This is a genomic window from Pseudescherichia vulneris NBRC 102420 (assembly GCF_000759795.1).
Taxonomy (GTDB): Bacteria; Pseudomonadota; Gammaproteobacteria; order Enterobacterales; family Enterobacteriaceae; genus Pseudescherichia; species Pseudescherichia vulneris.
This window is the reverse complement of record NZ_BBMZ01000013.1, coordinates 124,488-146,593: the sequence shown is the minus strand read 5'-3', so window position 1 is coordinate 146,593 and position 22,106 is coordinate 124,488. Positions and strand designations below refer to the sequence as shown.

Sequence of the window (22,106 nt, the reverse complement as noted above, 5' to 3'; positions counted from 1 at the left end):
GGTTAATGCGCGTGCACCACCACCCACATTGGCCCCTGCCCAACGGCATAGCGCCCCTTCTCTTCCAGCAGGCCCTGCGCGCCCTGAATCGCATACAGCGCGATATGGTGCGACTTCTGCCCTGCTGCAATCAGGTACTTACCGCTGTGGTCGATGTTGAAGCCGCGCGGCTGGGTTTCGGTCGGCTGGTAGCCTTCCACGGCCAGCACGCTGCCATCTTCCGAAACGCTAAAGATAGTCACGATGCTGGCGGTACGGTCACAGGTGTAGAGATGACGCCCGTCTGGGGTAATGTGAATATCCGCCGCCCAACGGGTATCGGCGAAGTCGGCAGGCATCATATCCAGAGTCTGCACGCACTCGATCTGGCCGTGAGCATTGCTAAGCTGCCACACGTCTACCGATCCGTTGAGTTCGTTGACGCAGTAGGCGTACTGCTGGTTTGGGTGGAAGGCCATATGGCGCGGGCCGGCACCCTCAACGGTGGTTACTTCAGCCGGGGTCTGCGCGGTAAGCTGGCCGTCATCGCCAAGGGTAAACAGGCAGATGCGATCCTGCTTCAGCGCCGGAACCCACAGGGTGGCGTTATCCGGAGAGATATTGGCCGAGTGGCACCCGTCCAGACCGTCGACCAGGGCAGTAATCTCGCCCGGCAGGCCGTCGTTGAGCGGGGTAACGCTGACGCTGCCCGCGTTGTAGGAGGCGGTAAAGAGAAAGCGGCCCTGGCGATCGGTGGAGATGTGCGTCGGGCTACCGGATAGCGGCGCTTCTGCGGTGAAGGTTAGCGCACCATCTTCCGGGGCGATCCGGTAGGCCAGCACGCGAAACTCCGGACGGACACCAACGTAGAGAAAACGCTTGTCTGGGCTCACCACCATCGGCTGCACCTGGCCCGGCACGTCAACGACCTGTACCAGGGTCAGCGTACCTTCGTCGTTCAGACGCCAGACGTGGATCTGCTGGCTCTCGGGGCTGGCGGTATAAACGGTTTGCTGCATAAATTCTCCTTGATCGCAAAAGCAGTGAGATAGATAACCACGATAGTCTTTTTTAGCGGCGAATGCTCTATTTCTGCCCGACGTTTTGTCAGGCCATCATGCGGGTGTACCATGCGTAACGAGTTGAATTTCATTCTCTACTGGAACCCGACATGACCTCGCGAGTTATTGCACTGGATTTAGACGGCACGCTGCTGACCCCCACAAAGACCCTGCTCCCCTCTTCGCTTCAGGCGCTGGCGCGTGCCAGGGAAGCGGGCTTCACGCCGATGATTGTGACCGGCCGGCACCATGTTGCCATTCATCCTTTTTATCAGGCACTGGCGCTCGATACACCTGCAATTTGCTGTAACGGCACCTATTTGTATGATTATCAGGCAAAAAAGGTCATTGAAGCCGATCCGCTCCCTGTCGATCAGGCGCTGCAACTTATTGATATGCTCAATGAGCATAAGGTTCACGCCCTGATGTATGTCGATGATGCCATGGTGTACGAGACGCCTACCGGACACGTGCTGCGTACCCTTAACTGGGCGCAGTCCCTGCCGCCAGAGCAGCGCCCGGTCTTTACCCAGGTCGATTCGCTGGCGCAGACCGCCCGCGAGGTGAACGCAGTCTGGAAGTTTGCCCTTACCGATGAGGACAGCGCCAAACTTAATGCCTTCGCCCTTGAGGTTGAACAGCAGCTTGGCCTGGAGTGCGAGCGTTCATGGCACGATCAGATCGATATTGCCCGCCAGGGCAATAGCAAAGGCAAGCGCCTGGCTCAGTGGGTAGCCTCCCAGGGGCTGTCAATGCAGGACGTGGTGGCCTTTGGCGATAACTTTAATGATATCAGCATGCTGCAGGCGGCGGGCATTGGCGTAGCGATGGGTAACGCGGCGGACGAGGTGAAAGCCCACGCCAACGTGGTGATTGGCGACAATACCACCGATACCATCGCCGAGTTTATCTATACCCACCTGCTGTGATCAGGTGGTGATCGAGACGCTCTTGATCTGCGCGTAGAGCCACAGGCCAGGCTTGATGGCTAGTTCATCCCTGGCCGCAGCAGCTCACGCTTGCGGGAGATATCCAGCGAGGCCAGCGGCTCGTCGAGCAGCAGCTTGATGCCCAGCAGGGTCACCAGCCGATCAAACTGCCCGGCCATGCTTTTGAGTAGTTCAACTGATAGTGCATCATCCTCGTTAACATGCGGCGTATTATCATGACTGAATAAGGATAGTTGTTTAAGTGTTTTAGTTTGAGTATTATTAGCATACCGAGTTAGCGATGATAATATTTGCGATGGTGAACTTAAAGAAAAGTCATAAGAAAGACAGAGATTTTTTATGGTACTACATAAAAAATATTTTTTGGGGATTATTATTTTTTATATTTATGACTTATTCATGGAATAGCTATGATTACAAGATATCAACTGATCATCCACTCTATATACCAATAATAATCAATGTATTTCTTTTCCCTTTTGCAAAGAAAGCAATCGAGTCGTTTGCTTTGAGATTTACTTCACCAGAGTCATGGAGTAGAGGAGTATGGATAGATACGCCGGGTAAAACTGGTGTTATGGCATTATTTTATTTGTGCTGTTATGTAGTAGCTATACCAATTGGTTTGCCATATGCAATTTATCTTTTCTTTATAAAAAAGAAATGATAGATATTTGGTGAACATTTAGAAATGTTATATGAATAATCTATAGTTAGTGTAATTAGGATGGTTCATGAATCTTGGAAGTTTGACAGACTGGATAAGTACCGGATGTAATGCTGTGATGGCAGGAGCAGCCAGTTATGCCGCAGCAAATGCAAAAGACTGGTTATCTACTAAAATTAACGACAAAAAATTTAAATTTGCAGATGACCTTATTGATAAATTTTGTTGTCTGCAACAAGAAGGATTTTATCTTCATGCTGATGTGAAAAATATCATCAATACAGATCCAGAACTACAAGGTAAAGCAAAAGATTTCTCTCGAAAATGGCAAGAAATAGAAAAGCGCGAGAGTATTTATCGAAGGAATATAATAAATGTCCGTACAGAAATGGAAAGAATGGCACTATGGGGGCTTAGACCAGCAAACAAAAATATTTTCATAGAGGTTATAGATTCCCATTTAAAATTAACTTACAAGAGCTGGCATATTAAACCTGATGTATTGAAAGCATTGAATGAACTCAAAAAATCATATCGTGATGTTCATACAACTCATGTTAAAGCTTGGATTCAGATCAAAATGACTTTAAATAATGATATTTCCGAATCTCGCTTGGCAGAACTTCAAAAATCAATACCCATTTTAATTGAAAAGCTTGCAGTAGCTGACGATGCATACAAAGTAAAAGATATTGAATTTCATAGGCTATATGTAAACATTGAAGAGTATTTTAACATAAGATAATTTCTTAACGTTGGGAAGAACTTGACCAATTGAGTACTTCTTACAGTAAATTTTTCTTTAAAGTGGAAGTCAGTCAATGACATATAGAATTCAGTACTGATACGCTTCAATGAGCCATTGACACGCTGACGTTTTTTAACTGAAATTGTGATGTATTGGTTTAGCATGCCAGACAGTGGCAGTATAGATATTGCTCTACTCCCTAACACGATTATTACATTGAATGTTTACTACTAATTATATTTTCCATTCAGAATAGTGTTGACATCAAAATAAAAAACGCCCATCGACTGGGCATCTAAAATGAATATTAATGATTTATTCAATTATATAACCAACGTCCAGCTTTAGCGCTTTCAACGAGCATACCAACTGTTAGTGGTTTATGCGGATCTGGCTCTTTACTTCCAAGATATTCTGGGTTCAGATAATTAAGTATTTCAAATCCTTCTGAATCTACGTTCCAACGCTTGAAATACTCTTTTAATAACTCTTCGCTGTCTTCGAAAACGAGTTTGAGATCATCCCTGATGCTCGTATCAAGCGTGATAGTTCGCTTTGGTCCAAAAATAAAATACTTTTTAGGATTATATTCCTGATCGATGAAATTAATAATCTCTTTCTCGATATCTCTCATTAGAAGTACGTCCACTGAATGCGATCTTTAGGGGCCGCTACACGGTTATAGGTATCTCTAACATCTCTTTGAATGTTATAAATCGTTGTAAACGTCATAGCCCAACCGAGCCAAGGTACATTACGACCGACGAAACGCCCCAAGTTATTGGTGGAGCTAAAATGTAACGAGCTGATGGTTTTACCTGTCAACGTTGGTAATCTGATCCCACGTGGCAGTTTATAGTTCAGCCATGTGCTGATGTACTTGGAGGCAATTGATGTTCCTGGAGTTGTTCCATGAGGTTTACCCCTCGTAGTTAAAATTGGTTGTCCTGATATAACCAGTGCAGCATCAACCGCTGAGATCCCGAGATGATCGCTTACAACAGCGATGGTATAGCCCACCATAGCTGTTGTGGTGTTAGGTTTGATAGCCCGCCGTAGAAGTACGTACCATTCAGTGTTTCAGTAGTATCCATTTACTCGTTCCTTCTAACCATGACGAATAATGATACAACACACAATACTTTCGTTCTAACTACCGATTTTTATGAGGACGCAGTTGTCTACGTACCACTTCACCCATTGCAAAGTCAAAACTGGTCAATGGCATATAGACTAAAGTACTGAATGGCATCCACCTGCTCTGATCAGGTGGTGATCGAGACGCTCTTGATCTGCGCGTAGAGCCACAGGCCAGGCTTGATGCCCAGCTCATCCCTGGCCCACGGGCTGATACGCGCCCAGAGTGTGCGGCTACCCACCTCCAGCTGGACTTCAACCTGGCCCTGGTCGTCGTAGCACTGGGCCACCTTCGCTCGCAGGATATTGCGGATGCTGCTGTTGACCGGCGGCTGCAATACCAGCGACACGTCCGAGGCCTGAATGCGGATGCGCAGCGCCGTCTGTAGCGGGCTATCGAGCTTGTTGACCCACAGGTGCTGATCGCCCAGCGCCAGTGCGGTCATGGCATAGTGCGGATGGTGCTCCAGCACGCTGACCTTCAGCACGCTGCTCTGCTGCTCTGGCGGCAGCCACGGATTCATCACCCGGCTGCCCCAAATGTCCTCCAGGTTGCCAAAGGCTTTCACCTCTCCGGCTTCCAGCACCATCACCTTATCAGCAAGATGCAGGATTTCATCCAGCGAGTGGCTGACGTAGAGCATCGGGATATTGATCTCCCGCGCCAGCCGCTGTAAGTAAGGCAGCAGCTCGCGCTTGCGGGGGATGTCCAATGAGGCTAGCGGCTCGTCGAGCAGCAGCAGCTCTGGGGCGGTAAGCAGCGCCCGGCCAATCGCCACCCGCTGTTTCTCCCCGCCGGAGAGGCTGCCCGGCAGCCGGTCAAGCAGCGGCTCGATCCCCAGCAAGGCTACCAGCCGGTCAAACTGTCCGGCCATGCTTTTCGCCATGCCGTAGCGCAGGTTGCCAAGCACCTTATAGTGCGGAAAAAGGCGCGCGTCCTGGAAGACGTAGCCAATCCGGCGCTTCTCCGGCGGCAGGCAGATTTTTTTCTCGGTATCGTTTAGCACCCGCTCGTTGAGCACGATGCGCCCCTGCTGCGGGCGCGTCAGGCCGCCGACGGCGTTAATCAGCGAGGTTTTTCCGGCCCCGGAGACGCCAAAGATGGCGGTGATGCCGCTGGCGGGCAAATTCGCCTCGACGCGCAGCCGGTGCGTGCCCAGCGTCTGGGTAAAATCGAGTTCGAGCATGATCTATCTCCCCGTCCGCTCGCGGCTAAGCCGCGCCAGCCACTCGGACACCAGTAGCGAAATCAGCGCCAGCACGATGGAGATCAGGCAGAGCCGCGCCGCCGCGCTTTCGCCGCCGGGGGTCTGGATCAGAGTATACATCGCCGACGGAATGGTGCGCGTTTCGCCGGGGATGTTAGAGACAAAGGTGATGGTCGCACCAAACTCGCCAAGGGAGCGGGCAAAGGCCAGCACCGTCCCGACGATAATGCCCGGCAGGGTGAGCGGCAGCGTGATGGTCATAAAGACCCGCCAGCGTCCGGCCCCAAGGGTACGCGCCGCCTGCTCCAGCTTGAGGTCAACCCCTTCCAATGCCAGGCGAATGGCCCGCACCATCAGCGGGAACGACATCACCGCCGCCGCCAGCACCGCGCCACGCCAGCTAAAGGCAAAGGTGAGTCCAAACCAGTCGTAGAGCCACTCGCCGATGATGCCCCGGCGACCCATCGCCACCAGCAGCAGGTAACCTACTACCACGGGAGGCAGCACGAGCGGGAGGTGCAGCAGGCTATCGAGCAGGGCTTTGCCTGGAAACGTACAGCGCACCAGCAGCCAGGCAAAGAAGATCCCAAAGGGCAAGCTGAAGAAAACAGCCAGGGAGGAGACTTTCAGGCTCAGCAATACCGCCTGCCATTCGGGATCGGTCAATATCATTCGTGCGTCGTAAATCCGTAACGTTTAAAGATTTCAGAAGCCTGCGGGCCCTTCAGATAGTCATAAAACGCGCTTACCGTGGCGTCTTTATGCCCGTCGATGATAGCCAGCGGGTATTCCACCTTTTTATGCGAATCTTCCGGGAAGGTGCCGACCACCTTCACGCCCTTGCTAGCGACCGCATCAGAGCCGTAGACAATGCCCAGCGGGGCTTCGTTGCGCTCTACAAGCGCCAGCGCGCCACGGACGTCCTCTGCCGGAGCAAGCTTCGGCGACAGCGTATCCCAGGCACCCAGCTTCTGTAACGCCTCTTTGGCGTAGATGCCTGCCGGGACATGCTCCGGATCGCCTACCGCCAGACGGCCACCCTTCAGCAGGCTGGTCCAGTTGGTTTTATCGTTAATCGCGATCTCGCCCTGGGCGCTCGCTTTTGGCGCAACCACCACCAGGCTGTTGCCAAGCAGCGTTTCACGGCTTGCAGTATCAATCGCTTTCTTCTCTACCGCGTAGTCCATCCACTTCTGATCGGCAGAGATAAAGAGATCGGCAGGCGCACCGGCCTCAATCTGACGTGCCAGCGTTGAGGAGGAGGCAAACGACGAGACAATCTTAACTTTTTTCTCTTTCGTATAGGCGGTAGCGATATCCTGCATCGCATTCGTCAGCGACGCGGCAGCAAATACCGTGACTTTCCCCTCGTCCGCCAGGGCATGGCCCGCGAGTGAGAGGGTTAACGTTGCGCCTGCTAACAAGCGTAATCCCGAACGTGCCATATCTGACTCCTGTGAGTAACGTTATATACTTCACAATATAACGATAACCCTCGGGTTTTTACAGGGTTAATTTGTACCGCTTAAGCGGTAACCCCGGTGTAAAACAGATATCGGCAACGGATAAAAAAGCTTGAATAGCAAAACGCCCGCAGCAGCGGGCGTTTTTAAGAAACTAGCGGGACTCTCTGGACCGGTCTTTGTGACCGATGCCGGAAAAAATGTTGAACACTTCGCCGAGGCCGTAGATTGCCCCCAGAATGATGGCCATCACCACGGGTACCATGATCACCGCGAATACCAGACTTTTCAATAACTCTAACATGGTCTACTCCAGATATAGTGAAGTTATCATTCTAACCTGGTGGCGCGGAATTACACGTCCCTTTTGTGCGATGCCCATTGCGCCGGTGCGCATTTACGGCACAATACCCCTTTTGCAAGGATTGACTATGCAGGCTGAAATCCTCCTTACCCTCCGGCTCCAGCAGCGGCTGTTTGCCGATCCCCGACGCATTACTCTCCTCAAACAGATAGAACAGACCGGCTCCATCAGCCAGGGCGCAAAGAACGCCGGCATCAGCTATAAAAGCGCCTGGGACGCCATTAACGAGATGAACCAGCTTAGCGAGCAGCCGCTGGTAGACCGCGCCACCGGCGGTAAAGGCGGCGGCGGCGCGCAGCTTACGCGCTACGGCCAGCGGCTGATCCAGCTCTACGAGCTGCTGGCGCAGATCCAGCAGAAAGCCTTCGACGTGCTCAGCGACGACGACGCCCTGCCCCTCAACAGCCTGCTGGCGGCCATCTCCCGCTTCTCATTGCAGACCAGCGCCCGCAACCAGTGGTTCGGCACGGTCACTGGCCGGGAGCATTCCCAGATTCAACAGCACGTCGACGTGCTGCTCGCGGACGGCACGACCCGGCTGAAGGTCGCCCTGACCGCCCGCAGCGGTGAGCGTCTCGGCTTAGACGAGGGCAAAGAGGTGCTGGTGCTGTTAAAAGCGCCGTGGGTCAATATTACCCAGGATAGCGCCGCTGCCGACGGGGCCGATAACCAGCTGCCGGGACGCATCAGCCATATTGAGCACGGCGAGGCGCAGAGTGAAGTGCTGATGACCCTCCCGGACGGGCAGACGCTGTGCGCCACCGTCACGCGGGAGCAGGCGGACCGACTGAGGATAGAGAGCGAAGCGATCGCCTACTTCAGTGCTGACCGGGTCATCGTCGCCACCCTTTGCTAAGCCGCTGGCATTGACAATCCTGACGACAGCACGTATCTCTGTCCACTACTGCTGCAAAAAATGGGATACGTCATGTCGTTATTGCATATTTCGCAAGGCACGTTTCGTCTTAGCGATACACGCACGCTCGCTATCAGCGACCTCACCCTGCGTGCCGGAGAAAGCTGGGCCTTTGTCGGCACCAACGGCAGCGGCAAATCGGCCCTCGCCAGAGCGTTGGCCGGTGAGCTTACCCTGCTGAAAGGCACGCGGGAGAGCACCTTCACCCGCGTCACCCGCCTCTCCTTTGAGCAGCTGCAGAAGCTGGTCAGCGACGAGTGGCAGCGGAATAACACCGATCTGCTCAGCCCTGGGGAAGAGGATACCGGCCGCACCACGGCGCAGATTATTCAGGATGAGGTGCAGGATCCGACACGCTGCGCCGATCTGGCCGCCCGCTTCGGCATTAGCGCCCTGCTCGATCGCCGCTTTAAGTACCTCTCTACCGGCGAAACGCGCAAGACCCTGTTGTGCCAGGCGCTGATGGCCGATCCCGAGCTATTGATTTTGGACGAGCCTTTTGACGGGCTGGACGTCGCCTCTCGCGGCCAGCTGGCGGATCTGCTGGGTCAGCTCAATGCCCAGGGTATCACCCTCGTGCTGGTGCTTAACCGCTTCGATGAGATCCCAGATTTTGTCGCCAACGCCGGAGTACTGGTGGATTGCACCCTGAGCGAAACCGGCGCAAAGCAGGCTCTGCTGGAGCAGGCCCTGATTGCCCAGCTGGCGCACAGCGAGACGCTAGCGGGCATGGCTCTGCCGCCGCCGGATGCGCCCCCCGCCCACCACCTGCTGGCGGCGGATAGCCCGCGCATTGTGCTTAACGATGGCGTGGTCTCCTACAACGATCGGCCCATCATTAACCATCTGAGCTGGACCGTGAAACCCGGCGAGCACTGGCAGATTATCGGCCCCAACGGCGCGGGCAAATCGACCCTGCTCAACCTGATTACGGGCGATCACCCGCAGGGTTACAGCAACGACCTGACCCTGTTTGGCGTACGTCGTGGCAGCGGCGAGACCATCTGGGATATCAAAAAGCATATCGGCTACGTCAGCAGCAGCCTGCATCTGGAGTATCGGGTCAGCACTACGGTGCGTAACGTGATCCTCTCCGGCTATTTTGACTCGATTGGCATCTACCAGGCGGTGTCGGATAAGCAGCAGAAGCTGGTCCAGGGGTGGTTAGATATTTTAGGTATCGATGCCCGCACCGCCGATGCCCCTTTCCATAGCCTCTCCTGGGGGCAGCAGCGGCTGGCGCTGATCGTCCGGGCGCTGGTTAAGCACCCTACCCTGCTGATCCTCGATGAGCCTTTACAGGGGCTCGATCCCCTCAACCGTCAGCTGATCCGCCGCTTTGTTGACGTGCTGATAGGCCAGGGCGAAACCCAGCTGCTGTTCGTTTCCCATCACGCTCAGGACGCTCCCGCCTGTATTACTCACCGGCTGCATTTCATCCCTGAGGGGGATAGCTATCGCTACCTGATCGATCAACCGGCTTAGCCATTTCGTTGCTATTTTTCAGACCAGGCGCATAAGCGCGCTTTAATTGCTTGATTTTTCATAGCATTTAAAGCGCCTTTTCCGCTGCGCTTTTTGAGTGTAAGCGATTCCACTACTTTCGTTCATGTCACACTTTTTACATCTCTGTTATGCTATCGTAATTAGATAACATAGGGTTAATGGAGCCAAATATGCGAGTTCTGGTTACAGGTGGTAGCGGTTACATTGGCAGTCATACCTGCGTACAGCTGTTACAAAACGGTCACGACGTCGTTATTCTCGACAACCTCTGCAACAGTAAGCAAAGCGTACTGCCGGTCATCGCCCGTCTGGGCGGTAAAGAAGCCACCTTTATCGAGGGGGATATCCGTAACGAAGCGCTGCTGGCCGATGTGCTCCGCGAGCAAGCTATCGATACGGTGATCCATTTTGCTGGCCTGAAGGCGGTTGGCGAATCCGTGGCGAAGCCGCTGGAGTACTACGATAACAACGTTAACGGCACCCTGCGCCTGGTGGCTGCCATGCGTGCGGCTAACGTCAAAAACCTTATCTTTAGCTCATCGGCTACGGTCTACGGCGACCAGCCGAAGATCCCCTACGTGGAGAGCTTCCCCACCGGTACGCCGCAAAGCCCCTACGGCAAGAGCAAACTGATGGTAGAGCAGATCCTCACCGACCTGCAAAAAGCCGATCCGGAGTGGAGCATTGCCCTGCTGCGTTACTTCAACCCGGTTGGCGCGCATCCGTCGGGCGATATGGGTGAAGATCCGCAGGGTATCCCGAACAACCTGATGCCCTACATCGCTCAGGTGGCGGTAGGCCGCCGTGAGTCGCTGGCTATCTTTGGCAACGACTACCCGACCGAAGACGGCACCGGCGTACGCGACTACATCCACGTAATGGATCTGGCCGATGGCCACGTAGCCGCCATGCAGACGCTGGCTGGCAAAGCCGGGGTGCATATCTATAACCTGGGCGCAGGCGTGGGCAGCAGCGTGCTGGACGTGGTTAACGCCTTCAGCAAAGCCTGCGGCAAACCGATTACCTATCACTTTGCTCCGCGCCGCGAAGGCGATCTGCCTGCCTACTGGGCCGACGCTAGCCGCGCCGATAAAGAGCTGAACTGGCGCGTCACCCGCTCTCTCGATGAGATGGCGCAGGACACCTGGCGCTGGCAGTCACGTCACCCGCAGGGCTATGCGGATTAAGGAGGATCCTATGACACAGTTTAACCCGGTCGATCACCCCCATCGCCGTTACAATCCGCTGACCGGTCAGTGGATCCTGGTTTCACCTCATCGCGCCAAGCGTCCATGGCAGGGCGCGCAGGAGACGCCGTCTCAGCAGACGCTGCCAGCGCACGATCCGGACTGCTTCCTTTGCCCCGGCAATACCCGCGTCACCGGCGATAAAAACCCGGACTACACCGGCACCTTCGTGTTTACCAACGACTTTGCCGCCCTGATGAGCGATACGCCGGATGCGCCTGAGAGTGACGATCCGCTGATGCGCTGCCAGAGCGCCCGCGGCGTTAGCCGGGTGATCTGCTTCTCGCCGGACCACAGCAAAACCCTGCCGGAGCTCAGCCTCCCGGCGCTGGAGGAGGTCGTCCAGACCTGGCAGGCGCAGACCGCCGAGCTGGGTGAGACCTATCCCTGGGTGCAGGTGTTCGAAAATAAAGGCGCGGCGATGGGCTGCTCTAACCCACATCCGCACGGTCAGGTGTGGGCCAACAGCTTCCTGCCCAACGAGATCGAACGGGAAGACCGTCTGCAGCGGGACTATTTTGCCGCCAACGGCACACCGATGCTGCTGGACTACGTGAAGCGCGAGCAGGCCGACGGCAGCCGCACCGTGGTCGAGACCGAGCACTGGCTGGCGGTGGTGCCCTACTGGGCAGCCTGGCCGTTTGAGACGCTGCTGCTGCCGAAAGCCCCGGTGCTGCGCATTACCGATCTCAGCGACGACCAGCGCAGCGACCTCGCCCTGGCCCTGAAAAAGTTAACCAGCCGCTATGACAACCTGTTCCAGTGCTCTTTCCCCTACTCCATGGGCTGGCACGGGGCACCGTTTAACGGCGAAGAGAATTCACACTGGCAGCTGCACGCCCACTTCTATCCGCCGCTGCTGCGCTCCGCAACGGTGCGCAAATTTATGGTCGGCTACGAGATGCTGGCGGAGACCCAGCGCGATCTGACGGCGGAACAGGCCGCCGAGCGCCTGCGAGCGGTCAGTGATATCCATTTTCGCGAATCAGGAGTTTAACCATGAGTCTGAAAGAAAAAACACAATCTCTGTTTGCTGAGAAATTCGGCTACCCTGCCACGCATACGTTTCAGGCTCCGGGCCGTGTCAACCTGATCGGCGAGCATACCGACTACAATGACGGCTTCGTGCTGCCGTGCGCCATCGACTACCAGACGGTGATCAGCGCCGCGCCGCGGACGGATCGCACCGTGCGCGTTATCGCCGCCGACTATGACAACCAGACCGATGAGTTCTCACTCGATGCGCCGATCCTTGCCCACGACAGCCAGCAGTGGTCGAACTACGTCCGTGGCGTAGTGAAGCACCTGCTCAACCGTGATAAGAGCTTTGGCGGCGCGGATCTGGTGATCAGCGGCAACGTGCCGCAGGGCGCGGGCTTAAGCTCGTCGGCCTCGCTGGAGGTGGCTGTAGGTACGGTCTTCCAGCAGCTTTATCACCTGCCGCTGGACGGGGCACAGATTGCCCTCAACGGCCAGGAGGCGGAGAACCAGTTCGTGGGCTGCAACTGCGGCATCATGGACCAGCTGATCTCTGCCCTCGGCAAAAAAGATCATGCTCTGCTGCTCGACTGTCGCACCCTGGGCACCCGTGCGGTCTCTATGCCGCAGGGCGTGGCGGTGATCATCATCAACAGCAACTTCAAACGCACCCTGGTTGGCAGCGAGTACAACACCCGCCGCGAGCAGTGTGAAACCGGAGCGCGCTTCTTCCAGCAGCCTGCCCTGCGCGATGTCTCTCTGGAGCAGTTCAACGCCGTGGCCGCCGAGCTGGATCCGCTCGTTGCCAAACGCGTGCGCCACGTGCTGACTGAAAACCAGCGCACCCTGGAAGCGGCCGACGCGCTGGAAAAAGGCGATCTGCAACGGATGGGTGAGCTGATGGCAGCGTCCCACGCCTCCATGCGCGATGATTTCGAGATCACCGTGCCGCAGATCGATACCCTGGTGGAGATTGTTAAAGAGACCATCGGCGATAAAGGCGGCGTGCGTATGACCGGCGGCGGCTTCGGCGGCTGCATCGTGGCGCTGGTGCCGGAAGCGCTGGTTTCCCAGGTTCAGGACGCGGTAGCGGCACAGTATGAAGCCAAAACCGGTATCAAAGAGACCTTCTACGTCTGCAAAGCATCAGAGGGGGCCGGACAGTGCTAAACGAAACCCCAGCGCTGGCCCCGGACGGGCTGGCATACCGTTTAATCACCCTGCGCAACGGCGCGGGGATGGTGGTGACCCTGATGGACTGGGGCGCGACCCTGCTCTCTGCTCGCGTGCCGATGCCGGACGGGTCGGTACGTGAAACGCTGCTGGGCTGCAATACGCCCCAGCGCTACGTGGAACAGACCGCCTATCTGGGCGCATCGGTAGGCCGCTACGCCAACCGCATCGCCAAAAGCCGCTTCACCCTTGACGGGCAGAGCTATTCGCTGCTGCCGAGCCAGGGCGAAAACCAGCTTCACGGCGGGCCGGAAGGCTTTGATAAGCGCCGCTGGCGCATCGTGCGGAAGAACGACAGCGAAGCGCTGTTGAGCCTGACCTCCCCCGACGGTGACCAGGGTTACCCTGGCAACCTGAATGCCAGCGCCCTCTTCCGCCTGACGGAGGATAACCGCATCTTGATTGAGTACCGCGCTACCGTGGATAAGCCCTGCCCGGTAAACCTGACCAATCATGCCTACTTTAACCTCAACGGCGTGCAGTCGGACGTGCGCGACCACCAGCTGCAACTGCTGGCCGATGCGTACCTGCCGGTGGATGAAACCGGCATTCCCTATCAGGATCTGAAGGCGGTTGAAGGGACCAGCTTCGACTTCCGCCAGCCGAAAACCATCGCGGATGATTTTTTACAGGACGACGATCAGCGGAAAGTGAAGGGTTACGATCACGCTTTCCTGCTACAGGCGAAGGGCGACGTCAGCCAGCCCGCGGCGCACCTCTGGTCGGCGGATAAGAAGCTGCAGATGAGCGTCTATACCACCGCGCCAGCGTTGCAGTTCTACTCCGGCAACTATCTGGAAGGCACGCCTGCCCGCGAGCAGGGCGAGTACAGCGCGTATCAGGGGCTGGCTCTGGAGAGTGAGTTCCTGCCTGATAGCCCGAACCACCCGGAATATCCGCAGCCTGATGCCACCCTGCGCCCCGGTGCAGAGTACGTGAGCGTCACCGAGTATCAGTTTATTCCGCAGTAGCCGTACAGCCCCGTTTTGACGGGGCTTTTTTTGTCCATCCTGCTGAAATAAGCACCGTTTGCCGACAAAATCCTAACCCCGATTTCACAAGCACCTTACACTGCGCCACTATTTTCGCTATGGTAATGGTTATGCGTTGCTGCTGGCGTCGCCTCGGCAATATAATGAGAATTGTTATCATTCAATCAGGTTTATTAAGGAGAGAGTATGGCTGTTACTAAGCTCGTTCTGGTTCGTCATGGCGAAAGCCAGTGGAACAACGAAAACCGCTTCACCGGCTGGTACGATGTTGACCTGTCCGAGAAAGGCGTGAGCGAAGCAAAATCAGCGGGTAAACTGCTGAAAGAAGAAGGCTTCAGTTTTGATTTTGCCTACACTTCCGTGCTGAAACGCGCCATCCACACCCTGTGGAACGTCCTTGATGAACTCGATCAGGCCTGGCTGCCGGTAGAGAAATCCTGGAAACTGAACGAGCGTCACTACGGTGCGCTGCAGGGTCTGAACAAAGCGGAAACCGCTGAGAAGTACGGTGACGAGCAGGTTAAGCAGTGGCGTCGCGGCTTCGCGGTGACTCCGCCAGCGCTGACCAAAGACGACGAGCGCTTCCCGGGTCACGATCCGCGTTACGCATCTCTGACCGAGCAGGAGCTGCCGCTGACCGAGAGCCTGGCGCTGACCATCGACCGCGTGATCCCTTACTGGAATGAAACCATTCTGCCGCGCCTGAAAAGCGGCGAGCGTGTGATCATTGCCGCTCACGGTAACTCCCTGCGTGCGCTGGTGAAATACCTGGACGACATGGGTGAAGATGAGATCCTTGAGCTGAACATCCCGACCGGCGTACCGCTGGTGTATGAGTTCGACGAAAACTTCAAGCCGATCAAACACTACTATCTGGGTAACGCTGACGAAATCGCTGCAAAAGCGGCGGCGGTAGCAAACCAGGGTAAAGCGAAGTAATGAAGACGTGCCCGGCGGCATAACGCTGCCGGGCATGGTTATCAACCGCGACGCGCTTTCACCGCGTTGGCCAGCTGACGCAGAATAGCGTCGGTATCTTCCCAGCCGATACAGGCATCCGTCACGCTCTTACCATAGACCAGCGGCTCACCGCTCTCCAGGCTCTGGCTACCCTCGACCAGATGGCTCTCAATCATCACGCCAATCACCGCGTTCTCGCCGCCAGCAATCTGCTGACAAACGTCTTCACCCACGGTCATCTGTTTCTTGAACTGCTTGCTGGAGTTAGCGTGGCTGAAGTCGATCATCACCTGCGGTGCCAGCCCGGCTTTTTCCAGCCCATGCTTCACCTCGGCAACGTGCTTCGCGCTGTAGTTTGGCTCTTTACCGCCGCGCAGAATGATATGGCAGTCGCCGTTGCCGCTGGTGTTCACAATCGCCGAATGGCCCCACTTGGTGACGGAGAGGAAGCAGTGCGGTGCGCCAGCAGCGTTGATGGCGTCAATCGCCACCTTGATGGTGCCATCGGTGCCGTTTTTGAAGCCTACCGGGCAAGATAACCCGGACGCCAGCTCGCGATGCACCTGAGATTCGGTAGTGCGCGCGCCAATGGCGCCCCAGCTCATCAGATCGGCAAGGTACTGCGGGGTGATCATATCGAGGAACTCCCCCGCCGCTGGCAGGCCGCTGTCATTAATCTCCAGCAGCAGCTTGCGGGCAATACGCAGACCGTCATTGATCTGGAAGCTGTTGTCCATGTGCGGATCGTTAATCAGCCCTTTCCAGCCCACGGTGGTACGCGGCTTTTCAAAATAGACGCGCATTACGATTTCAAGCTCGCCCTTAAGCTCATCACGCAGCGTCAGCAGTCGAGCGGCATACTCTTTGGCCGCAGCCGGGTCATGAATCGAGCACGGCCCGATCACCACCAGCAGGCGGTCGTCGCTACCTTTGAGGATCTTATGGATAGCCTTACGGGCGTGAGAAACCGTATTGGCTGCGGTCTCCGTCGCCGGGAATTTCTCCAGCAGCGCGACAGGGGGTAACAGTTCGTTAATTTCTTTAATGCGTAAGTCGTCATTCTGATAATTCATGTTCGTTCCAGCGTTTGCCATACTTATGTCAGAGAGTGCAATACCTCCAATCTAACGGCTCAGTCAGGAAGTGTAAACGGGCTTTTACACTCAGTACGGAATATTCCTGAAAAGTGATAAAAAAGGGTTAGCCGCTAGCGAACGCTGGCAACGTGGCTAAACTTTTTACCTGTAACCACTTTGTTTTTATTTTTTAACCAGATTCCATTCTACCTTTTTAGGAAGAGTTGGCATCTTTCACTACTGAGCGAATATTCCGTTTCGCATCTGCACTGTTGGATATCGCTATCCAATGTAATGACGAGAACAGGAGCACGATTATGAAAATGAATAAACTGGCCACAATTTTACTGACGACTACCCTGACTCTGGCTAGCGGCGCAGCACTCGCAGCATCCAACAGCAACGGCGCAGCTAACGCTGCCGCAGACGCCGGGGCCGTAGCACCGGGCGCTAAAGAGAATCTGCAGCCTAACAACGTAAACAATAACGATATCAATACCGGTAACACCAACGCAGCAACCGGCTCTACCGGGACGAATACTACCGGCACCACCGGTACCTCCTCCACTGGCGGCATGCTGCACTCTAACGGTGGGGCCTCAACCAGCGCTGACGGCCAGCATATGGATAAAGACGACATCCATAAAAACAGCATGTGTAAAGACGGTCGCTGCCCGGACGTGAATAAAAAAGTTGAAACCGGTGACGGTATGAACAACGACGTTGATACCAAAACTGACGGCACTTCACAGTAATTACGCTGATGTGACGATGAGGAGAGCTAAGGCTCTCCTTATTTTTTTGTGGCGAGGAAATAAAAATCTGCAATGATGTAAGTCGCTGAGAATATATAAAATGGAATAAAACTCATGGCGCATCACCACTCACACGCTTCCCCTTCTGAACACCATGATGGCAACGCCCGTCGTTTGCTGTTGGCCTTTAGCGTCACCGCCCTGTTTATGGTGGTCGAGGTTATTGGCGGCCTTGTCTCCGGCTCGCTGGCGCTGCTGGCAGATGCGGGTCATATGCTTACCGATGCCGCTGCCCTGCTCTTTGCGCTGCTGGCCGTGCGCTTTGCCCGCCGTCCGCCGAGTGCCCAACGTACCTTCGGCTGGCTGCGCCTCACTACCCTGGCGGCGTTCGTTAACGCCCTCGCTCTGGTCGCCATCACCTTTATGATTGTCTGGGAAGCCATTGTGCGCTTCTACCATCCGCAGCCGGTGGCGGGTGTCACTATGCTGGGCATTGCCATAGCGGGCCTCGTCGCTAACATCGTCTCATTCTGGATCCTGCATCGCGGCAGCGAAGAGAAAAACCTGAACGTGCGGGCCGCGGCGCTCCATGTATTGGGCGATCTGCTCGGCTCCGTGGGAGCAATTGTTGCGGCGCTGGTGATCCTGTGGACAGGCTGGACGCCGGTTGACCCGATACTTTCGGTGCTGGTCTCCTGTCTGGTGCTGCGCAGCGCCTGGACGCTGCTTAAAGAGAGCGTCAATGAACTGCTGGAGGGCGCACCGGTATCGCTGGATATTGCGGCGCTGCGTCGCCATCTGCGCCGGGATATCCCGGAGGTGCGGGACGTACACCATGTGCACGTCTGGACGGTGGGCGAGAAGTCGGTGATGACCCTGCACGTGCAGGTTATTCCTCCGCACGATCATGATGCGCTCCTGGAGCGCATCCAGCACTTTCTGATTCATCACTATGAGATTTCACACGTGACGATCCAGATGGAGTACCGTCCGTGCAGCGGACCGGAGTGCGATCTCAATACCCTGCCCTCCGGTCACGCCCATCATCATCACCACTAGCCAACCAGCGCGCGTGAGCCTCGTTCCCGCGCGCTGTTTATCCACATCCGGCTGCCGTTTAATGCAATAAAGGTCAGGATCAGGTACTCCAGCGACATGGCGTAGACGCCCTGCAGGGCAAAGATCACCACGCTAATGACGTTAACTACGACCCATAGCAGCCAGTTCTCAACGTATTTGCGGGTCATCAGCACCATGGCTACAATCGACAGCACCATCAGACAGGAGTCCCAGAACGGGAAGGCATCGGGCTGTAGCTCAGGCATCGCCACGTTTAAACCCAGCGCCTGCATAATAGAGACCGCAATACGGGTCAGGAAAGTGAACACCGGATCGATAAACAGAGTCATTAGGCCAATCGCCAGGGCGCAGATAACCAGCCAGACAATCGCCTTGCCGCGCGGCAGCCAGCGGATCTGCAGCACGGCCTCGTTCTGCGTCGTTTGCCGCGACCAGGCATACCAGCCATAGATGTTAGCCGCGAAGAAGAAGAGCTGCAGCAGCAGGCTAGCGTAGAGCTGGATCTGGAAAAAGATCACCGCAAACAGCGTCACGTTGATCAAACCAAAAGCGTAGTTGCTGATCTTCTCCAGGCTGGCGAGCCAGATGCACAGCAGCCCGGCGAGAGTGCCTACCGCTTCGATCCACGAGAGATCGTAGCCGCCCGCCCCCAGCGGTATGTGAACCAAAATATTCTGCGTACTAAAAAAATCCATTTCTGCCCCGCCTGTCAAAAAGTGAAATTGTCTTAACAATCATAGCCGTTATCGCACGGTACGTAATTAACGCAGCGTTGCGGCAAAATCCAGCATCCGGTTAAGCGGCAGCAGCGCCCCTTCACGCAGTTTCGCATCGACATGGATCTCGTGCAGCGCCCCGCCCTTCTCCAGCCCCTCAGCGATAGCCTGAAGGCCGTTCATGGCCATCCACGGGCAGTGTGCACAGCTGCGACAGGTTGCGCCCTCACCGGCGGTAGGCGCTTCCAGCAGCTCTTTCCCCGGTACGGCCTGCTGCATCTTGTAAAAGATCCCGCGATCGGTGGCGACAATAAGCTGCGGATGCGGCAGGGTTTTCGCCGCGTTGATCAGCTGGCTGGTTGAGCCCACGGCGTCCGCCATCTCCACTACCGCCTGCGGTGACTCAGGGTGAACCAGAACGGCCGCGTCAGGATAGAGCGCTTTCATGCGCGCCAGCGCCTGGGTTTTAAACTCGTCGTGGACGATGCACGCTCCCTGCCAGCAGAGAATGTCCGCCCCGGTCTGCTTCTGCACATAGCTGCCGAGATGACGATCCGGCGCCCAGATGATCTTCTCCCCGAGGCTATCCAGATGCTCGATCAACTCGACGGCGATGCTGGAGGTGACGACCCAGTCCGCTCGCGCCTTAACGGCGGCCGAGGTATTGGCGTAAACCACCACGGTACGGTCTGGATGCGCATCGCAAAAGGCGCTGAACGGCTCAATGGGGCAGCCAAGATCGAGAGAGCACTCGGCATCGAGCGTCGGCATAAGAATGGTTTTTTCCGGGCTGAGGATCTTAGCGGTCTCGCCCATAAAGCGCACCCCGGCTACCAGCAGCGTGGAAGCAGGATGCTTCGCTCCAAAGCGCGCCATCTCCAGCGAATCAGAGATACAGCCGCCGGTCTCCTCGGCAAGCTGCTGGATCTCTGGGTCGGTATAGTAGTGGGCCACCATCACCGCATCCCGCTCCTTCAGTAGCCTTTTGATCTTTTCGCGGTAAAACGCTTTTTCGTCGAGGCTCAACGGACGCGGCTTCGGCGGGAAGGGGTAAATCGTAGCTTCAGGATCGAACATTACGCTCATCATGCTTTCTCGTTTTGCTGACTTAACAATAATGCCCAGACCTGCGAGGTAAAACGGAGGATGCGGCATTTGTGTTTTATATACTAAACAAGATAGCGGATTGCAGACAAAAAGTCACATCAATTAAGCGGCTGTGACGTTGAGGTGGAATGCTGGCGAAGCCATAAGAACAGCAATGTGGTTACAATTGCTAAGTTCGTGTCGCCAGAAGAGGTTTTCATACAACTATCGCAAAGCCCATACAATGAGCCGCTAACAGATGCAGAATGATGATACGTCGTAGGCCGGGTAAGCGCAGCGCCACCCGGCAGTATGTCGTTGCGTCGGGCGGCGCTTCGCTTGCCCGACCTACAAAAGCAGTACTGTGAAAACGGCATATCGCAGATAGCAAAAAAGCGCCTTTAGGGCGCTTTTTTGCATTGGTGGGTCGTGCAGGATGACTCGGCTTTGCCTCGCCCTTCGGGCCGTTGCTACGCAACGTTATCCTTCACGTTCAACATTCATTAGTATGTTGAAATTGGTGGGTCGTGCAGGATTCGAACCTGCGACCAATTGATTAAAAGTCAACTGCTCTACCAACTGAGCTAACGACCCCTTTTGGGGAACTCTCTTCGAAGTGGTGGGTCGTGCAGGGCTCGAACCTGCGACCAATTGATTAAAAGTCAACTGCTCTACCAACTGAGCTAACGACCCATTCGGGTGCTGACTTCGAAGATTATTTTACTCGGTACCACCAGAAAGTGGTGGGTCGTGCAGGATTCGAACCTGCGACCAATTGATTAAAAGTCAACTGCTCTACCAACTGAGCTAACGACCCGAGTGGTGGGTGATGACGGGCTCGAACCGCCGACCCCCTCCGTGTAAAGGAGATGCTCTACCAACTGAGCTAATCACCCACTGTATTGCTGGTGTGATGTTTCCATCATTTAGTGGTGGGTCGTGCAGGATTCGAACCTGCGACCAATTGATTAAAAGTCAACTGCTCTACCAACTGAGCTAACGACCCACTGTTTTACCGCTTTTGCGCTGCTTTCGGGCGGTGCGATATCCCGTGGCAACGGCGGCATATATTACTGATTTATGAAGTTGGCGCAACTAAAATTTCGAGCGAGATCACTTAACTGCTTATGATTCACCCGACAAGACCAGAAATAGAGCGATATCTGGTCATGCCGCATTCATTACATCGCACTGAGTTTTTTCTGCGCCTGTTTCGCGCCGTCGGTGCCAGGATATTTGCTTACAACCTGCTGATAAACCGCTTTGGCTTTGGCAGTATCCCCTTTCTCCTGCATGATCACCCCGACCTTAAACATCGCGTCCGGTGCCTTGGGAGATTTTGGATAGTTTTTAACGACCGAGGCAAAATAGAATGCCGCATCGTCTTTTTTACCCTTGTTGTAGTTCAACTGACCCAACCAGTAGTTCGCATTAGGAACATAAGTGGAGTCCGGGTACTTTTTCACAAAGCTGCTAAACGCGGCGATAGCATCGTCCTGGCGGGATTTATCCTGCACCAGGGCGATGGCTGCGTTGTAGTCGGTATTCGCGTCACCGCTCTGTACCGGCGCGTTGGGGGCCGCTGCTGCTCCGGCTGCAGGAGCAGGTGTGGCGGTAGCCGCCCCGCCCTGATCGCCTGCCGCTGGCTGCGCTGCTGCCGCACCGCCGCTGCCCAGACTGTCAATCTGCAGTAGGATCTGTTTCTGGCGTTCAACAACCTGATTCAGCTGATACTGGCTCTCCTGAATCTGACCGCGCAGAGAGTCGATATCGGACTGGTTGTCAGAGAGCTGCTGCTGAAGCTGAGTTAAAAGCTGGCTGTGAGCGTTAGAGATGCGCTCAAGTTGGGTGACTCGGTCTTCAACCGAGCCTGAGCCGACACTACTGATTGGCGCTTGCGCAAAAGCGGCCCAGGGGGCCGCTATGCCAACCAGTAACGACAGACTCATCAGATGATGTCTGAAGTTACTGCTCATGCAATTCT

Annotated in this window: 22 protein-coding genes, 5 tRNA genes and 2 pseudogenes; 12 read left to right on the top strand and 17 right to left on the bottom strand. The window is 55.4% G+C overall.

The window, feature by feature from the left end:
• Positions 1–2: 2 nt before the first annotated feature.
• On the bottom strand, positions 3–998 hold the full coding sequence (gene pgl / locus EV102420_RS12530) for a 6-phosphogluconolactonase (RefSeq protein WP_042392220.1): 996 nt from the start codon (positions 996–998) through the stop codon (positions 3–5).
• Positions 999–1,150: 152 nt separating this feature from the next.
• Between pgl and EV102420_RS12525 the strand changes: the two genes are divergently transcribed.
• The gene (locus EV102420_RS12525) at positions 1,151–1,969 is read left to right on the top strand and encodes a pyridoxal phosphatase (RefSeq protein WP_042392218.1); all 819 of its coding nucleotides are present in this window, start codon (positions 1,151–1,153) and stop codon (positions 1,967–1,969) included.
• Here the strand turns inward: EV102420_RS12525 and EV102420_RS22905 are convergent.
• Positions 1,970–2,044 (bottom strand): annotated as a pseudogene (locus tag EV102420_RS22905) (hypothetical protein); the annotation flags it as partial.
• A gap of 226 nt (positions 2,045–2,270) precedes the next feature.
• On the opposite strand from EV102420_RS22905, the gene EV102420_RS22095 reads away from it, so the two are divergent.
• Together EV102420_RS22095 and EV102420_RS12520 are read left to right on the top strand one after the other, a co-directional pair.
• Positions 2,271–2,657 (top strand): colicin E1 family microcin immunity protein, encoded by a 387-nt coding sequence (locus EV102420_RS22095; RefSeq protein WP_106403930.1) that lies wholly within the window; start codon positions 2,271–2,273, stop codon positions 2,655–2,657.
• 67 nt (positions 2,658–2,724) lie between these two features.
• Positions 2,725–3,402: a hypothetical protein gene (locus EV102420_RS12520; RefSeq protein ID WP_131406014.1), complete on the top strand. Its 678-nt coding sequence runs from the start codon at positions 2,725–2,727 to the stop codon at positions 3,400–3,402.
• Between the two features lie 322 nt (positions 3,403–3,724).
• Here the strand turns inward: EV102420_RS12520 and EV102420_RS12515 are convergent, their stop codons facing one another.
• From EV102420_RS12515 to EV102420_RS21410, 6 genes and pseudogenes are all read right to left on the bottom strand, one after another.
• On the bottom strand, positions 3,725–4,054 hold the full coding sequence (locus EV102420_RS12515) for a DUF1493 family protein (RefSeq protein ID WP_106403929.1): 330 nt from the start codon (positions 4,052–4,054) through the stop codon (positions 3,725–3,727).
• Positions 4,039–4,499 (bottom strand): annotated as a pseudogene (locus EV102420_RS22900) (STM2901 family protein). The gene EV102420_RS12515 and the pseudogene EV102420_RS22900 overlap by 16 nt, the downstream one beginning before the upstream one ends.
• 171 nt (positions 4,500–4,670) lie before the next feature.
• A complete protein-coding gene (gene modC, locus EV102420_RS12510) occupies positions 4,671–5,729 on the bottom strand; it encodes a molybdenum ABC transporter ATP-binding protein ModC (protein ID WP_042392211.1) in 1,059 nt (352 codons plus the stop codon).
• A 3-nt stretch (positions 5,730–5,732) separates the two neighbouring features.
• Complete coding sequence (modB, locus tag EV102420_RS12505) at positions 5,733–6,422, bottom strand: molybdate ABC transporter permease subunit (RefSeq protein ID WP_042392210.1); 690 nt, start codon at positions 6,420–6,422, stop codon at positions 5,733–5,735.
• Positions 6,419–7,195: a molybdate ABC transporter substrate-binding protein gene (modA, locus tag EV102420_RS12500; protein ID WP_042392208.1), complete on the bottom strand. Its 777-nt coding sequence runs from the start codon at positions 7,193–7,195 to the stop codon at positions 6,419–6,421. The genes modB and modA overlap by 4 nt, the downstream gene beginning before the upstream one ends.
• Before the next feature lie 172 nt (positions 7,196–7,367).
• Positions 7,368–7,517 (bottom strand): AcrZ family multidrug efflux pump-associated protein, encoded by a 150-nt coding sequence (locus tag EV102420_RS21410; protein ID WP_042392206.1) that lies wholly within the window; start codon positions 7,515–7,517, stop codon positions 7,368–7,370.
• A gap of 127 nt (positions 7,518–7,644) precedes the next feature.
• Between EV102420_RS21410 and modE the strand changes: the two genes are divergently transcribed.
• The 7 genes from modE (at position 7,645) to gpmA (ending at position 15,388) form a co-directional block, all read left to right on the top strand.
• Entirely contained in the window at positions 7,645–8,433 is a 789-nt protein-coding gene (modE, locus tag EV102420_RS12490) for a molybdenum-dependent transcriptional regulator (RefSeq protein ID WP_042392205.1), read from the top strand.
• Between the two features lie 72 nt (positions 8,434–8,505).
• Positions 8,506–9,978, top strand: a complete 1,473-nt coding sequence (modF, locus tag EV102420_RS12485; RefSeq protein ID WP_042392202.1) for a molybdate ABC transporter ATP-binding protein ModF — start codon at positions 8,506–8,508, stop codon at positions 9,976–9,978.
• Positions 9,979–10,169: 191 nt separating this feature from the next.
• Positions 10,170–11,186 (top strand): UDP-glucose 4-epimerase GalE, encoded by a 1,017-nt coding sequence (galE, locus tag EV102420_RS12480; protein WP_042392200.1) that lies wholly within the window; start codon positions 10,170–10,172, stop codon positions 11,184–11,186.
• A 10-nt stretch (positions 11,187–11,196) separates the two neighbouring features.
• A complete protein-coding gene (galT, locus tag EV102420_RS12475) occupies positions 11,197–12,243 on the top strand; it encodes a galactose-1-phosphate uridylyltransferase (RefSeq protein WP_042392198.1) in 1,047 nt (348 codons plus the stop codon).
• 2 nt (positions 12,244–12,245) lie between these two features.
• The gene (gene galK / locus EV102420_RS12470; RefSeq protein WP_042392196.1) at positions 12,246–13,394 is read left to right on the top strand and encodes a galactokinase; all 1,149 of its coding nucleotides are present in this window, start codon (positions 12,246–12,248) and stop codon (positions 13,392–13,394) included.
• A complete protein-coding gene (gene galM, locus EV102420_RS12465; RefSeq protein WP_042392193.1) occupies positions 13,388–14,428 on the top strand; it encodes a galactose-1-epimerase in 1,041 nt (346 codons plus the stop codon). Before galK ends, galM begins: the two co-directional genes overlap by 7 nt.
• A 207-nt stretch (positions 14,429–14,635) precedes the next feature.
• Positions 14,636–15,388, top strand: a complete 753-nt coding sequence (gene gpmA, locus EV102420_RS12460) for a 2,3-diphosphoglycerate-dependent phosphoglycerate mutase (RefSeq protein WP_042392192.1) — start codon at positions 14,636–14,638, stop codon at positions 15,386–15,388.
• A 41-nt stretch (positions 15,389–15,429) separates the two neighbouring features.
• Here gpmA and aroG read toward each other — a convergent pair whose 3' ends face one another.
• Entirely contained in the window at positions 15,430–16,482 is a 1,053-nt protein-coding gene (gene aroG / locus EV102420_RS12455) for a 3-deoxy-7-phosphoheptulonate synthase AroG (protein WP_042392190.1), read from the bottom strand.
• Positions 16,483–16,802: 320 nt separating this feature from the next.
• Between aroG and EV102420_RS12450 the strand changes: the two genes are divergently transcribed.
• Together EV102420_RS12450 and zitB are read left to right on the top strand one after the other, a co-directional pair.
• Positions 16,803–17,240: a protein YbgS gene (locus EV102420_RS12450; protein WP_042392188.1), complete on the top strand. Its 438-nt coding sequence runs from the start codon at positions 16,803–16,805 to the stop codon at positions 17,238–17,240.
• A 114-nt stretch (positions 17,241–17,354) separates the two neighbouring features.
• The gene (zitB, locus tag EV102420_RS12445; RefSeq protein WP_042392186.1) at positions 17,355–18,299 is read left to right on the top strand and encodes a CDF family zinc transporter ZitB; all 945 of its coding nucleotides are present in this window, start codon (positions 17,355–17,357) and stop codon (positions 18,297–18,299) included.
• Here the strand turns inward: zitB and pnuC are convergent.
• The 8 genes from pnuC to cpoB form a co-directional block, all read right to left on the bottom strand.
• Positions 18,296–19,015: a nicotinamide riboside transporter PnuC gene (gene pnuC / locus EV102420_RS12440; RefSeq protein ID WP_042392184.1), complete on the bottom strand. Its 720-nt coding sequence runs from the start codon at positions 19,013–19,015 to the stop codon at positions 18,296–18,298. The genes zitB and pnuC overlap by 4 nt on opposite strands.
• Positions 19,016–19,081: 66 nt before the next feature.
• Positions 19,082–20,122, bottom strand: coding sequence for a quinolinate synthase NadA (gene nadA, locus EV102420_RS12435; RefSeq protein ID WP_042392182.1), 1,041 nt, complete (start codon positions 20,120–20,122; stop codon positions 19,082–19,084).
• 518 nt (positions 20,123–20,640) lie between these two features.
• A tRNA-Lys gene (locus tag EV102420_RS12430) sits at positions 20,641–20,716 on the bottom strand.
• A 23-nt stretch (positions 20,717–20,739) separates the two neighbouring features.
• Positions 20,740–20,815 (bottom strand) — tRNA-Lys (locus tag EV102420_RS12425).
• 48 nt (positions 20,816–20,863) lie between these two features.
• A tRNA-Lys gene (locus tag EV102420_RS12420) sits at positions 20,864–20,939 on the bottom strand.
• A 3-nt stretch (positions 20,940–20,942) separates the two neighbouring features.
• Positions 20,943–21,018, bottom strand: a tRNA-Val gene (locus EV102420_RS12415).
• Positions 21,019–21,052: 34 nt separating this feature from the next.
• Positions 21,053–21,128 (bottom strand) — tRNA-Lys (locus EV102420_RS12410).
• A 175-nt stretch (positions 21,129–21,303) separates the two neighbouring features.
• The gene (gene cpoB / locus EV102420_RS12405; protein WP_042392181.1) at positions 21,304–22,098 is read right to left on the bottom strand and encodes a cell division protein CpoB; all 795 of its coding nucleotides are present in this window, start codon (positions 22,096–22,098) and stop codon (positions 21,304–21,306) included.
• Positions 22,099–22,106: the final 8 nt, after the last annotated feature.